Source organism: Kribbella sp. NBC_00889 (assembly GCF_045207705.1).
Taxonomy (GTDB): Bacteria; Actinomycetota; Actinomycetes; order Propionibacteriales; family Kribbellaceae; genus Kribbella.
The window spans coordinates 4,185,209-4,198,846 of the sequence record NZ_CP108783.1; the positions used below are offsets into that span (position 1 = coordinate 4,185,209).

Annotated in this window: 12 protein-coding genes; 8 read left to right on the plus strand and 4 right to left on the minus strand. The window is 68.6% G+C overall.

Translation table 11 applies throughout. The features are described from left to right. The first annotated feature begins 28 nt into the window (after nucleotides 1-28). From OG817_RS20325 to OG817_RS20340, 4 genes are all read left to right on the plus strand, one after another. Entirely contained in the window at nucleotides 29-820 is a 792-nt protein-coding gene (locus OG817_RS20325; RefSeq protein WP_406056831.1) for a helix-turn-helix domain-containing protein, read from the plus strand. Nucleotides 821-910: 90 nt separating this feature from the next. Continuing rightward, on the plus strand, nucleotides 911-1,198 hold the full coding sequence (locus OG817_RS20330; protein WP_360454758.1) for an Lrp/AsnC ligand binding domain-containing protein: 288 nt from the start codon (nucleotides 911-913) through the stop codon (nucleotides 1,196-1,198). 2,477 nt (nucleotides 1,199-3,675) lie between these two features. Beyond that, nucleotides 3,676-4,380, plus strand: a complete 705-nt coding sequence (locus tag OG817_RS20335; protein ID WP_406056834.1) for a hypothetical protein — start codon at nucleotides 3,676-3,678, stop codon at nucleotides 4,378-4,380. Beyond that, nucleotides 4,373-6,280: a hypothetical protein gene (locus tag OG817_RS20340; RefSeq protein ID WP_406056835.1), complete on the plus strand. Its 1,908-nt coding sequence runs from the start codon at nucleotides 4,373-4,375 to the stop codon at nucleotides 6,278-6,280. Before OG817_RS20335 ends, OG817_RS20340 begins: the two co-directional genes overlap by 8 nt. A gap of 66 nt (nucleotides 6,281-6,346) precedes the next feature. Here OG817_RS20340 and trpD read toward each other — a convergent pair whose 3' ends face one another. The 3 genes from trpD to OG817_RS20355 are packed head-to-tail and all read right to left on the minus strand — an operon-like array spanning nucleotide 6,347 to nucleotide 8,777. Further along, nucleotides 6,347-7,387, minus strand: a complete 1,041-nt coding sequence (trpD, locus tag OG817_RS20345; protein ID WP_360454745.1) for an anthranilate phosphoribosyltransferase — start codon at nucleotides 7,385-7,387, stop codon at nucleotides 6,347-6,349. 6 nt (nucleotides 7,388-7,393) lie between these two features. Beyond that, on the minus strand, nucleotides 7,394-7,813 hold the full coding sequence (locus OG817_RS20350) for a hypothetical protein (protein ID WP_396389432.1): 420 nt from the start codon (nucleotides 7,811-7,813) through the stop codon (nucleotides 7,394-7,396). A gap of 46 nt (nucleotides 7,814-7,859) precedes the next feature. After that, a complete protein-coding gene (locus tag OG817_RS20355; RefSeq protein ID WP_396389431.1) occupies nucleotides 7,860-8,777 on the minus strand; it encodes a cytochrome c oxidase assembly protein in 918 nt (305 codons plus the stop codon). A gap of 82 nt (nucleotides 8,778-8,859) precedes the next feature. Between OG817_RS20355 and OG817_RS20360 the strand changes: the two genes are divergently transcribed. From OG817_RS20360 to OG817_RS20375, 4 genes are read left to right on the plus strand one after another with little or no spacing between them, the layout of a single operon-like run. Then, complete coding sequence (locus OG817_RS20360) at nucleotides 8,860-9,522, plus strand: heme-copper oxidase subunit III (protein ID WP_406056838.1); 663 nt, start codon at nucleotides 8,860-8,862, stop codon at nucleotides 9,520-9,522. Next, on the plus strand, nucleotides 9,519-10,385 hold the full coding sequence (locus tag OG817_RS20365; RefSeq protein WP_396389429.1) for a c-type cytochrome: 867 nt from the start codon (nucleotides 9,519-9,521) through the stop codon (nucleotides 10,383-10,385). Before OG817_RS20360 ends, OG817_RS20365 begins: the two co-directional genes overlap by 4 nt. Next, nucleotides 10,382-11,434, plus strand: coding sequence for a Rieske 2Fe-2S domain-containing protein (locus OG817_RS20370; protein WP_406056840.1), 1,053 nt, complete (start codon nucleotides 10,382-10,384; stop codon nucleotides 11,432-11,434). The genes OG817_RS20365 and OG817_RS20370 overlap by 4 nt, the downstream gene beginning before the upstream one ends. 5 nt (nucleotides 11,435-11,439) lie before the next feature. Continuing rightward, nucleotides 11,440-13,098, plus strand: coding sequence for a cytochrome bc complex cytochrome b subunit (locus OG817_RS20375; RefSeq protein WP_406056842.1), 1,659 nt, complete (start codon nucleotides 11,440-11,442; stop codon nucleotides 13,096-13,098). A 48-nt stretch (nucleotides 13,099-13,146) separates the two neighbouring features. Here the strand turns inward: OG817_RS20375 and OG817_RS20380 are convergent, their stop codons facing one another. After that, nucleotides 13,147-13,611, minus strand: coding sequence for a MarR family winged helix-turn-helix transcriptional regulator (locus OG817_RS20380; RefSeq protein ID WP_406056844.1), 465 nt, complete (start codon nucleotides 13,609-13,611; stop codon nucleotides 13,147-13,149). Nucleotides 13,612-13,638: the final 27 nt, after the last annotated feature.

Below are 13,638 nucleotides of genomic sequence, written 5' to 3' on the forward strand. Positions count from 1 at the left end.
TGTCGGTGCCATCGGCTAGACAGGACGGGTGCTGATCTCCACCAGTCCTTCCCAGCTGTCCGCCGGCCTCCGCCTCTGGCGGACGCGCCGACGCGTCAGCCAGCTGGAGCTCGCCGTACGCGCCGGCACCACCCAACGCCACGTCAGCTTCATCGAGAGTGGCCGCTCGATCCCCGGCCGCGAGATGGTCATCCGGCTCGCCGAATCGCTCCAACTCCCGTTGCGCGACCGCAACGCGCTGCTGCTGGCCGGCGGGTACGCCCCCGCGTACGACGAGACGCCGTACGACGGAGCGGGCCTCGGCGCGGTCCGAACGGCGCTGACCGAGATCCTCGAGGGCCACCGCCCGTACCCCGCGGTCGCCGTCGACCGGCGCGGCGACCTGGTGCTCGCGAACCGGACCTTCCACGTCCTCACGGCCGGGATCTCGGATGGCCTGCTGAGCGCGCCGACCAACATCCCGCGCCTGCTCCTCCACCCCGACGGCCTCGCTCCTCGGATCCTCAACTTTCCCGAGTGGTCGTGGCATGTCATCGACGCTCTGACGCGCGAGGCCCTGCAGAACCCAGCTCCCGAGTCCGATGCCCTCATCGAGGAACTCACCGGGCTGATCCCGCCTCGGCCAGACCTCACCCCGGGCCACCTCGGGTTCGCCGTACCGCTGCACCTTCGATCCGCGCAGGGCGACCTGCGCCTCATCACGACCCTCACCCGCTTCGGCACGGCTGTCGACGTCACCCTGTCCGAGCTGCGCATGGAGGCCTTCCTTCCCGCCGATCCCTCGACCGCCGCTGCCCTCCGGCGTCTGGATCCGGTCTGATCCGTTTCGTCGTCCGTGCTGGCAGCGGGTCAGGGGGTGGGCCGCACTATGCTTCAGCGGGTTGGGATGTGAGCTCTAGGAGAGGACGGCATGGTCACCGCGATCGTGTTCATCAAAGCCGACGTCGCACGGATCCCGGAGGTCGCCGAGCAGGTGGCGGCGATCGAGGGTGTCAGCGAGGTGTACTCCGTCACCGGCGGGCTCGACCTGATCGCGATGGTCCGGGTCGCCCACCACGACGACCTCGCCACCGTCATCCCCGACCACGTCAACCGGGTGCCCGGCGTCGTCAGCACCGAGACCCACATCGCGTTCCGGGCATACTCCTCGCACGACCTCGAGGCAGCCTTCAGCCTCGGCGAAGAGGACGGCAGCTGACGCAGTAAAACGACCGTTCCATTGACACGCGGCGAAGTTACCGTGACTTCATGAGCAACCCTCCCGCAGGCTGGTACCCGGACCCCACCGGCCAGCCCAACACCATCCGATGGTGGAACGGGACGCAATGGACCAACCGCACCGAACACGAAGACCTCCCCGACCACCCCGCCGCCGAATCCAACCCGGCACCGGCGGTCGGCGAGACGAGTTCGGCACCAACTGCCAACGAGCCGGCTGACTACACGCCGCCCGTCGAGCAGCACACGCCACAAGCCAACCTGGATCCAGGAGACCGCGCCCGCGCGACCTGGAACCCCCAGCTCGTCACGCCCACGTCCCCAGACCAGTGGGCACCCCACAACCCGCAGGACCCCTCACAAGACCACCCCAACATCCAAATCCTCAAGCCGCAGAACCCGGCGAACCAGCCCGACAAGAACGCGGACCAACCACAGCACCCCAACGCCGAGCGCGACGCTTCCGGACAGCCGCCCGACTGGGCCACCCACCAGGCCAGCCAAACCTGGGGAGTCCAGAAAGCAGACGCCAACGAAGCCCAGCGCCTCTGGGGCGTCCAGCAACCCCCCACCTCGGACGGCAAGCAGAAGCCCAGCGCGCCCACCGACGACCAGACTCCGCCCGACCCGCAGCCGTCGCGCCAGGCGACCGCGAAAGAGACAGCCGCTGAGAGATGGGGCGAAACCCCACAGATCACCGGCCGCACCTCAACCGACAACACGAACACCAACCCGTCGGTTCAACAACCCCCAGCAACCGACCCGCGGGCCGAGCAGACCGGTGACGACGCCCAAACCAACGCTGACCCTCGCGGCAGCGCACAGCCGGCAGCGAGCGAACCTCCGACAAGCGGCGGACAGACAACCGCCGACGCCGAGCCAACAGGCGCCGGATCAACGACAACCAGCGACGACCCCCAGCTCGAGAACAACAACCCGTGGGTTCGTGCGGCCGACACCGACAGCAATCAGCCGAACGCCGGTCCACGCGGGCAGACGACCAGTGACGACCAATCGACCGGCACAGGCGAGGCGGGCGACCGGACCGGGGCTGGTGCAGAGAAGCCGGCCGCCGAGACTTCGGGCGCACGTGCGGGACAGGCAGCCGACGGGACCTCGAGCAGTCGTCCGGAACAGACAGCCGACGATCGGCAGCACACGAACGTTGTGCCATTGTCACGGCCTGGGAACGCCGCGACAGAGCCCGACGACCAGACGGGTGCGGACGATTCGCGCACCAGCGCTGACCCATCGGCTGACGACGTACAGCAACAACTGGACGACGGTGATCCGGCGACTGCCAGGCCGTCGGGTCGTGAAGCGACCGAGAGCGGCGAGCAGTCTGCGCCCCACCCACCACCAACAACGCAACAACCACCTGATAGCCACCATCAGCCACACCTGACCCCAACCAGCCCGCTTCCCGGAAACAAGTCGTCCCTCAGCGGGGATTTCTTTCCGGAAAGCGCGACGGATGCCGCAGCCCGCGGCGGGGAGCAGGCGACTGGTGGGTCGTGGGGCGGACAACCGACTGGCGACGCGGCCTGGGAACGCGGGGAGCAGCCGGACGACAGCGGCGCGCCGAGCAGCGCTGGGGCGTGGGGACAGCAGGCTGGTGGCCAGGCGAACGCCGGGCCGTCGAGTGGCGGCGAGGCCACCGGTGGTGACGGCTGGGGCGGTGGAACGCAGGCCGGCGGTCAGGCCGCGGCGTGGGCTGGTGAGCAGCGGGCCGGCGGTAGTCAGGGGGACGCCGGAGCGCGGGGTGGCGAGCAGCCGGCCGGTGGTGGTCAGGGAGACGCCGGAGCGTGGAGTGGCGGCGGGTCGGCGGGTGGTGGCGGCTCGGGTCGTCAACCGCAGGCCGGCGACCAGACAGGAGCCGGTGCTGACGGCTGGGGTAGTGGATCGCAGGCCGGTGACCAGGCGGGTGCTGGAACGTCGGGTGGCGGGCAGGCGAGTAGTGGGTCGGCGGCGGGTGGTGGGTCGGTGACTACTGGGCCGTGGGGTCGTACGCCGGCGGGTGACGGGGAGCAGGGGGCTAGTGGCGGGCAGGCTTGGGGTGGGCAGGCTGCGGGGGACGCGGGTTGGGGGCGGCGGGAGCAAGAGGGTGCTGACGCCGGGGCGGCTGGTGGTCGGGCATGGGGTGGCGGCGGGCAGGCTGCGGGTGACGCCTGGGGTGGCGGCGGGCAGGCTGCGGGTGACGCCTGGGGCGGGGGCGGCCAGGCGGCGGGTGACGCCTGGGGCGGGCAGCACAGTGGGGCTGACGGATGGGGCCGTCAGCAACAGGGTGGTGGAGCTGATGGGTGGGGCCGGCGGCAGCGTGGAGCTGACGGATCGGCTGGTGGGCAGCAGGGTGGGCCGGGTGGGCGGAGTGAGGGGCAGGGTTGGGGGGTTCGGGCTGGGGGTGAGGCTCGTGGGGGGAGGGGGAAGTCTGGCGGGGCTGGGGGCAGGCTTTGGTTGATGGTGGGCGGGGCTGTGGCGTGCGTGATGTTGGTGATCGCCGGGTTCTTCGTGATCACTTCGGGGGACGACGAGAAGGCGGGACCGGAGAACCAGCCGACCAGTCAGCCGACCGGCGAGCCGAGTGAGAGTCAGCCGACGGGCCCGCCGAGCGCGTCGGGAACCACCACGCCGGGGCAGTCGAAGAATCCGAAGTTGCATGAGGGTGAGCGGATCTCGTCGGACGCGATCTCGTTCCCGCGCCGGAGTTCGCCGTGGTCGGACCGGAAGCGGCTCGTCGCGCAACTGCAGAACTCCAGCGGCCAGTACATGCTCCTGCAGGAGAACTTCGACGGCCAGAACGACTGGTACGCCGACATCTTCGTCGGCGCGCTGGGTACCGCCTCGGGCTTCAACGGCGACCCGAAGGCGACCGCGGCTTGGCTGTCGCGCGAGGTGCAGACATCGATGTACGGCGACGTACCGGTCACGTTCAAGAGCGCCGGGAGCGGTGCGGTGACTCGGTCCGGCAAGTCGGGGTGGTTCATCCAGCAGACAGTGACCGCGAAGTCGACCCAGTTGACCGCCCGGGTGCTTACGCTAACGGTGGCCGTCTTCGACCTCGGTGACGGAACCGCCGTCGCGTACATCAGCGACATACCGATCAACCGGCCGGATCTGAGGACCGCCGAGAGCCAGGCCTACAAGGGAATCAACGTTGGCTGAGAACGAAGACCAGACCCCGCAACCGCCCCAGCGCCCTCCGGCGCGGCACAGTGCACCACCGCAACCGCCCGCCGGGTACAACCGGCCGGACGGCGACCCTCGCGATCCCTCGTCGGGGGATCCGCTCGGGCCGTACGACGCGGGTGAGTCGCTCGGGCAGTCCGGGGCGGGTGGGTCGCTCGGGCAGTCTGGGGCGGGTGACTCGTTGTCCGGTACGTCGCCTGCGCCGCCCGCACCGGATGCGTGGTTCACGTCCGCACCGCCGTCGGCCGCGGACCGGCGGCACTCGGTTCCGGACCCGCTGGATCATGAGCCGCTGAGTGGGTCGTCCGGTGGGCTGGGTGGGTCGTCTGATCCGTTGTTCGGTCAGTCCCCCGCTCCGGCGCCGCCGCCTCCTCCTCCCCCGCCGCCACGTTCGTCGAGTACGTCGCACGGACAGCCGTCGGCGCAGCAGTACAGCCAGCCGCAACAGCCCAGTCAGCAGTACGGCGGGCAGTCGCAGGCGCAGCAGTACGGCGGACAGCCGCAGAGCCAGCCGAACAGCGGACAGCCGGCAGCCGGGCAGCCGACTCAGCAGGGTGCAAACCAGCAGCCGGGCTATCAGCAGTCCCAGCAGCCGGGCCGGCCGCAGCACGCGGCTCAGCCGCCGGCCCCACCTCAGCAAGGTCAGCAGCCGTACGGCGCTCAGCCCCAACGGCCGGCGGCCGCGCCGCCGGGACCGACGCAGCAGCCGGGTCAACCGCCATACGGGCAGCCGCCACAGGCTCAACACTCCGGGCAGCCTCCGGTGCAGCCGCCGCAGGCGCAGCGCCCGGGGCAGCAGGCGTACGCGCAGCAGCAACAGTCACAGCACTCGGGGCAAGGCCCGGGGCAGCCAGCGCAGCCCCCAGGGCAGCACGGGTACGGGCAGCAGCCGGGGCAGCAGGCGCACCGGGCGGCCGCGCAGGGTCCTGGGCGTTCGGGTCCGGGCCAGCACGCCGGGCAGGCGTCCTACGGACAGCAGCCCGGGCAGGCACCGTATGGACAGCAGCACGGACAGCAGCCCGGGCAGGCGCACGGGCAGCATGCAGGACAGACGCCGTACGGGCCGGCGGGGTATGACTCGGAGGGTGGGGACGAGGAGTATGGGATCACGACTGCGCGGCGCCGGCGGAGTGGTGGCAAGGCGTCGCTGGATACGGCTGCCAGGGCTCGGTTGATCGGGGCTCTGGTGCTGGTGGTCGCCGCCCTGGCGACGACCGGGCTCAGCGTCGGCTGGATCTGGACCAAGGCGGACGCAGTCACCCCGGTCGCCTTGCCGACAGGGATCTCGAAGCCTTTGCAAACGGTGTCCCCGTCCGTGAAGCCGACGGAGACGCCACCACCGATCGGCAAGGTGCTAGGGACCGAACTGGTTGCCGCCAACAACGACACGATGCCGATCATGAGCGCGGCCTGGCAGAACCAGGACGCGCAGCGGTCCGGTGTGCACGGCGGCGCCGCGATCTTCTTCGTCGTGCACAAGGACTACACCGGCCAGAAGGGGGTCGACTGGGGCAACTATGTCTCGTTCGGCCAGCTCGCCCCGGACATCAAGTTCAGTACGACGCCGGCCGGCCTGAAGGCGGCCGCGGTCCAGGCGGGTACGCGGGCGATCGTCGGCCTGTACTCGAAGGACGCGAAGCTGTCCGGCACCACGCACAAGGCGATCACGATCAACGGCCACAAGGGGCACGAGATCACCACCAAGGTGGCGGTCAGCGTGCCCAAGCTGAAGGAGACGTTCTCCACGATCATGATCGTCGTGATCGACCGCGGCGACGGAACCGCGATGGTGTCGATCGCCGACATCGCCGGCAGCACCCCGACCTGGCAGCAGATCTGGCGCAACAAGGTCAAGCAGATCAAGATCAACGGCTAGTCGGCAGACGACAAGCAGAAAGGCCGGCCGAGGGGAGCGCCCCCGGCCGGGCCTGAGCCAGATCAGTCAGCGCACCTCGGCACAGGCCGCGATCCACCGATCCAGAGTCTCCTTCGCCGCACCCGAGTCGATCGCCTCGGCGGCCCGGTCCATCCCGGCCCGGATCCGCGCGGTGATCGGACCCTCGGTCGGCTCGTACGCCGCCAGTGCGGCACCCGCGTTCAGCAGTACGACGTCCCGCACCGCACCCGGTTCGCCCTCGAGCAGCGCCCGCACAACCTTCGCGTTGAACGCCGCATCCGCGCCCCGCAGCGCCTCCGCGGTCACCGGCTCGATTCCCAGCTCCCGCGGGTCGACCGTGAACGGCCCTTCGACCGTTCCGCCACCGACGATCCACACCTGCGACGTGGTCCGGGTGGTCAACTCGTCCAGCCCGTCATCACCGTGGAACACCAACGCGTCGATCCCCCGTCGCGCAAGCACGCCGGCCATCAGCCCGGCGATCCGCGCGTCCCCGACCCCGACGGCCTGCGCGGACGGATCACCCGGGTTCGCCAGCGGGCCGAGGAAGTTGAACGTCGTCGGTACGCCGAGCTCCCGCCGAGGTACGGCGGCATGCCGCAGCGCCGGGTGGAACGCGGGCGCGAAGCAGAACGTGATCCCGGCCCGCTCCCCCACCTCCGCGACCTGCGCCGCGGTGAGGTCGAGCGGAATCCCGAGCTCTTCGAGTACGTCGGCCGCACCGCAAGCCGATGAGGCCGCGCGGTTGCCGTGCTTGACCACCTTCGCGCCGGCGCCCGCGGCAACGATCGCCGACATCGTGCTGATGTTCACGGTGTGGGCTTGGTCACCACCGGTACCGACCACGTCCAAGGTCCGGCCCGGGACCGAGACCCGGGTGGCGAAGTCGCGCATCGTCGCGACCAGGCCCTCCACCTCGGACACCGTCTCGCCCTTGGACCGCAGCGCGATCACGAACCCCGCGAGCTGGGCCGGCGACGCCGCGCCGGACAGGATCTGCTCCATCGCCCACGCGGTGGCGGACGCCTCCAGGTCCTCGCGCCGCAGCAGCGGATTGAGCACCTGGGGCCAGGTGTAGGCAGGCATAGTGCGTCAGGCGGTGGTGGCGGGGAGAGTGGCCAGCCGCTGCCGGAGCAGGTCCGCGGTGACCTCCGCCATACGCACCGGGTCGATCGGGTGCGAGACCGCGCCCTCGGCCCGCGACCAGGTCGCCAGCCAGGCGTCCTGCGGACGACCGGTGATGACGAGGATCGGCGGGCACTGGAAGATCTCGTCCTTCAGCTGCCGGGCGATGCCCATGCCGCCGGCCGGAACCGCTTCGCCGTCCAGGATGGCCAGGTCGATCCCGCCCTTGTCCATGGACTTGATCACGGCCGGCTCGGTCGCACACTCGACGTACTCGAGCTCGGGCAGATCAGCGGCGGGCCGCTTGCCCAACGCCAGCCGGACGGACTCCCGCGTCGTGCGGTCATCGCTGTAGACCAGCACCTTCAGCGGACGCTCTGAACTCATCGATCCATCCCAAGCTGTGTTCTGAGAAGACTGGACACGGCGAATGCTACCGGGGTGCCTGTCCGGCCCGGCGAGCCTGTTCCTCCAACCGGTCCAGCCGGCGGTCCTCGCGGCGGGCCTCACGCTGCGACTCGCGCACCCATTGGACGAACAGCACGCCGAAGAACACCACCCCGACGAGGTCGCCGGACCCCCAGAGCAGGCCGCCGGCGATGTACTGATCGTGCAGCGGTGACGGCGGCCAGGACCGGCCGAAGCTGGTGTACCAGTCCTCGGCGATCAGCTTGTTCGCGGACATGATCGTAATGCCGAGGAAGGCGTGGAACGGCAGCGTGAGGAACACCAGCATCAGCCGGAACGGGTAGATCACCCGGCCGGGTACCGGGTCGAGGCCGAGCAGCGGCCAGAAGAACAGCGAACCGACCAGGATGAAGTGCAGATGGAGCAGGTCGTGCAACACGGCCGAATGCAGCGTGGCGTCGTACCAGCCACTGAAGTAGAGCGCCCATGGGCTCAGCACGAACAGAGTGAAGCCGATCAGCGGGAAGCAGAGCACCTTCGCGAACCGCGAGTGCAACACGGAGAGCAACCATTTCCGCGGACGCCGCGGCAGGGTCCGCAGGGCCAGCGTGATCGGCGCACCGAGCGCGAGCATCAGCGGCGTCAGCATCGACAGGATCATGTGCTGGGCCATGTGCACGCTGAGCAGCACCGTGTCATAGGTGCCGAGAGCCGACTGGGTGGCGATCACAGCACTTCCCAGACCCAGTCCGACGAAGGCGAAAGTGCGCCACCGGGACCACTTGTCACCCCGTTTGTGCAGCCGGTGGACGCCGTACAGGTAGAGCGCGCCGAGGGCAATGGTCACGCCGAGTAACACCGGCTCGAAGGTCCAGCCCGTCAGCAACCGGAGCGCGGTGAACGGCTCGATCTGGTCGCCGGGCCCGGCGTGGAGAGGAAGCACGGTTCCACAGTAAGAACAACGAGTTGACGACATGCATGGGGGTGGTCGTGGCAGTCGATACCTGGAACGACATAATGACCGCGTGGCCACTGCAACCGCGCTCCCAGCGTCTCGTGAACACGGACACCACGACCGTCCCAGCATGGTCAGTGTCGGCACGATCGTCTGGCTCTCGAGCGAGCTGATGTTCTTCGCCGCCTTGTTCGCGGCCTACTTCACCATCCGGTCAGTCACGACCGCTGCCGCCGCTCCGGGTACGGAGACGCTGTGGCAGACGTCCACCGAGCTGCTGAACGTCCCGTTCGCCTCGGTGAACACGTTCGTCCTGGTCGCGTCGTCGTTCACCTGCCAGGCGGGTGTGTTCGCCGCCGAGCACGGCAAGGTGGGCCGGTCCGGCGCACTGGCGAACATCCGGTCCTGGGGTATGCGTGAGTGGTTCATCCTCACGTACCTGATGGGCGCGGTCTTCATCGCCGGCCAGGTGACGGAGTACGCCAAGCTGGTCCACGAGGGCCTGACGATCTCGTCGTCGCCGTACGGGTCGGTCTTCTACCTGGCCACCGGGTTCCACGGTCTGCACGTGACCGGTGGCCTCATCGCTTTCGTGTTCGTCCTCGCCAGGACGTACATGGCTCGAAAGTTCACCCACGAACAGGCCGTCTCGGCGATCGTCGTGTCGTACTACTGGCACTTCGTCGACGTGGTCTGGATCGCCCTGTTCGCGACCATCTACCTGCTCAAATGAGTGAGAAGAGACCTTCCTTGTCACCGGCGCGCTTTCTCTCCGCGCGACGACGGCACCGGTCCGCCGGCCTCGTCGTGCTTCTTTTCGGCCTCCTGGCAGTGGGCTCGGCGTACGCCGCGTTCGCCCCTGACGACGCGGTGGCGGACAACTCGGCCCAGTCCCAGCAGATCGAAGAGGGCAAGAAGCTCTTCGCGGTCGGCTGCGCCAGCTGCCACGGCCTGAACGCCGAGGGTGGCGGGAACGGCGAGGGCAAGATGGCCGGACCGTCGCTGATCGGGGTCGGGGCGGCCGCCGTCGACTTCCAGGTCGGCACCGGCCGGATGCCCGCCATGCAGCCCGGCGCCCAGGTGCCGCGCAAGACGCCGTCGTACACGCAGGAGGAGATCGAGGCCCTGGCCGCGTACGTCGCCTCGCTCGCCCCCGGCCCGGCGGTTCCGGCCCAGGAGTCGTACGACATCAGCAAGGCCACCGACGAGCAGATCACCCGCGGTGGCGAGCTGTTCCGGACCAACTGCACGGCGTGCCACAACTTCGCCGGCCGCGGCGGCGCACTGCCGAACGGCAAGTACGCGCCGTCACTGATGAACGTCGACCCGAAGCACATCTACGAGGCGATGCTCACCGGTCCGCAGCAGATGCCGGTCTTCTCCGACCAGGTGATGCAGCCGGAGGACAAGCGGGACATCATCGCCTACCTGAACGCGCTTCAGCAGCAGAAGGACCCGGGTGGGTTCGGCCTCGGCCGGCTCGGCCCGGTCTCGGAGGGTCTGTGGGGCTGGCTGGTCGGTATCGGCCTGCTGGTCTGTGTAGCGGTGTGGATCGGCGCCAAGGGCGTCAAGGCCAAGGGAGCGAAGGCCGAATGAGTCACGACGAGAACCTTCCGGCCGTGAAGGCGGAGGAAGAGCACAGTCAGGTGCAGGTGGCGGAGCCGATCCCGGACCCGGGAATCGAGCCGCACGAGTACCGGATCACCGACATCGACCCGAAGGCGGCCGACCGGGTCGAGCGCCAGGTCTCGGTGATGTTCACCCTGGCTGGTCTGCTCTCCCTCGGGTCCTGCGTGGCGTACTTCGCCATCCCGCGCGACGCCAACCTCGTGTTCGGGCCGCTGTCCGGCAACGCCAACAACATGGTCATCGGCCTGTGCATCGGCCTGGCCCTCTTCCTGCTCGGCGCCGGCGCGATCCAGTGGGCCAAGAAGCTGATGGTCGACGAGGAGATCGCCGAGGACCGGCACCCCGCGCACTCCTCGCCGGCTCAGATCGCCGACATCTCCGACGCGTTCCAGCAGGGTGTGGCGGAATCCGGCTTCACCCGGCGCAAGCTGATCCGCCGTGGGCTGTTGACCGGACTGGGCCTGCTCGGCCTGCCGGCGATCATCTTGCTGCGTGACCTCGGTCCGCTGCCGGGCCGCGCGCTCTACAGCACGATCTGGGCGAAGGGCATCCGCGTCGTCAACGACGTCACCGACCGCCCGATCAAGCCGTCCGACATGATCGTGGGCCAGCTGGTCAATGCCGCGCCGGCGAACCTGGCTGCGATGCAGGAGGAGAGCCCGGTCGAGTACCAGAACTCCAAGGCGAAGTCCGCGGTGATCGTGGTCCGGATCAAGCCCAGCGAGATCCAGACGCCTCCCGGCCGGGAGAACTGGGGTGTCGACGGCATCCTGTGCTACTCGAAGATCTGCACCCACGTCGGTTGCCCGATCTCCCTGTACGAGCAGACCACTCACCACGTGCTCTGCCCATGCCACCAGTCGACCTTCGACCTGGCCGACGGCGCCAAGGTCATCTTCGGTCCTGCGGCCCGCCCGCTGCCTCAGCTACCGTTGGCAGTGGACGCAGAGGGCTACCTGGTCGCGCAGAGCGACTTCACCGAGCCGGTCGGCCCGAGCTTCTTCGAACGAGGGTGACTGCAGTGTCTGACAAAGAGTTCCCGCCACCGGTCAAATATCTCGACGACCGCCTCGGGATCGCGAAGATCGGCCGGAAGAACCTGCGCAAGGTCTTCCCGGACCACTGGTCCTTCATGCTCGGCGAGATCGCGCTGTACAGCTTCATCATCCTGATCCTCACCGGCATCTTCCTGACCTTCTGGTTCAAGCCGTCGATGGGCGAGGTCGAGTACCAGGGTTCGTACAGCCTGCTCAAGGGCCTGCCCATGTCCGAGGCCTACGCCTCGACGCTGGACATCACCTTCGACGTCCGCGGCGGTCTGCTGATGCGGCAGATCCACCACTGGGCGGCGGTCCTGTTCATCGCCGCGATGATGGTGCACCTGCTCCGCATCTTCTTCACCGGCGCGTTCCGCAAGCCGCGTGAGCTGAACTGGGTGATCGGCTTCACCATGCTGTTCCTCGGCATCATCGAGGGCTTCATCGGCTACGGCCTCCCCGACGACCTGCTGTCAGGCACCGGTCTACGCATCACCCAGGGGATGATCGGGGCCTCCCCGATCATCGGGACGTACCTGAACTTCTTCATCTTCGGTGGCGAGTTCCCGGGTGACGAATTCGTCTCCCGCTTCTTCACCATCCACGTGCTGCTGATTCCGGGGTTGATCCTTGCCCTGGTCACGGTCCACCTGTTCCTGGTCGTGTACCACAAGCACACGCAGTACGCCGGTCCCGGCCGGACCGAGAAGAACGTGGTCGGCTACCCGCTGTTCCCGGTGTACACCGCCAAGGCCGGCGGCTTCTTCTTCGTCGTGTTCGGCATCACCGCGCTGATGGGCGCGCTGCTGCAGATCAACCCGGTCTGGCTGTACGGCCCGTACAACCCAGCGGAGGTGACGGCGGGATCCCAGCCGGACTGGTACATGGGCTGGCTGGAAGGCTCGGTCCGCATCATGCCCGGATTCGAGTCACACTTCTGGGGCATCACGCTCAGCTGGAACCTGATCATCCCGGCCCTGCTGATACCTCCTGCCTTCGTCACCCTGGTCGCGCTCTATCCGTTCATCGAAAGCTGGATCACCGGTGACAAGCGCGAACACCACCTGCTCGACCGGCCGCGGAACATGCCGACCCGGACCGGTATCGGTGCGGCGTTCATCACCTTCTACGCGCTGCTGTGGATCGGTGGCGGTAACGACCTGATCGCCACCCACTTCGGATTGTCACTGAACAACGTGACCTGGTTCCTCCGGTTCGCGGTGTTCATCGGCCCGGTGCTCGCCTTCTGGGTGACCCGGCGGGTCGCGATCTCGCTGCAGCGTTCGGACAACGACCGGCTGATGCACGGTCTGGAGACCGGTGTGATCGTCCGCTCCCCCGAGGGCAAGTACACGGAGAAGCACGAGCCGATCTCGAACTACGAGGCGTACAGCCTCACGGCGCACGACCGGGTCCTGCCGCTCGACATCGGTCCGGAGACCGACGACAACGGCGTCCGCGCCCCGCGCCGGGCCCTGAACAAGCTCCGTGCCCGGCTGTCGCGCTTCTACTACGCCGACGCGATCCAGAAGCCGACGACGCACGAGTTGGAGGCGGCTCACGAGCACGCTCACGACGCGGACGAGATCCAGGACCTCAGCGAGACCGAGACGTATCGCGAAGTCACCAGCGACCGCTCCTGATCGCAGCACCACCCAAAAGACCCCGGCGTCTCGCCGGGGTCTTTCGGTTTATTCGAGGGCGTCAGCGACTGTGGTCAGGTAGTCGCTGACGACCGACCTGTCGCGCTGGCCCAGCTGCTCGGTGATGCCGATCAGGCGCTCGAGGAGCGGCCCGAAGAACCGCCAGCCGAGGTCGACAGCCGTCTCGGACACCTGCAGGCGAGCGCTGCGGCCGTCTGAGCGGCTTCTGAGGCGTTCGACATGCCCGGCGGCCTCCAGACGGTGGATGACCGCCGTCGTCGCCTGAGAGGTCATCCCGAGCTGCTGGGCGAGCCATCCCGGAGTCGCCTCCACACCAGCCCGCTCGGCATCCAGTAGCCGCGTGAGCGCCCGTACGTCGGTCGCATGCATACCGGTCGCGCGGGCGAACTCCCCCACTGCCAGCTCGAGCCGCAATGCGACCTCCCGCAGCCGGTGCACCACCTCCAGCGCCGCTGCCCGCTCCGGGTCGGCCGGCTTCACTCCCTCACGCATGCCCGACAACTTACCTCACTCAGTGAG

What these genes read in the sequence shown, in the direction of transcription:
- OG817_RS20330 (WP_360454758.1), top strand. Translation starts at nt 911, where the DNA reads ATGGTCACCGCGATCGTGTTCATCAAAGCCGACGTCGCACGGATCCCG.
- OG817_RS20335 (WP_406056834.1), top strand. Translation starts at nt 3,676, where the DNA reads ATGGTGGGCGGGGCTGTGGCGTGCGTGATGTTGGTGATCGCCGGGTTC.
- trpD (WP_360454745.1), bottom strand. Translation starts at nt 7,387, where the DNA reads ATGCCTGCCTACACCTGGCCCCAGGTGCTCAATCCGCTGCTGCGGCGC.
- OG817_RS20350 (WP_396389432.1), bottom strand. Translation starts at nt 7,813, where the DNA reads ATGAGTTCAGAGCGTCCGCTGAAGGTGCTGGTCTACAGCGATGACCGC.
- OG817_RS20365 (WP_396389429.1), top strand. Translation starts at nt 9,519, where the DNA reads ATGAGTGAGAAGAGACCTTCCTTGTCACCGGCGCGCTTTCTCTCCGCG.
- OG817_RS20370 (WP_406056840.1), top strand. Translation starts at nt 10,382, where the DNA reads ATGAGTCACGACGAGAACCTTCCGGCCGTGAAGGCGGAGGAAGAGCAC.
- OG817_RS20380 (WP_406056844.1), bottom strand. Translation starts at nt 13,611, where the DNA reads ATGCGTGAGGGAGTGAAGCCGGCCGACCCGGAGCGGGCAGCGGCGCTG.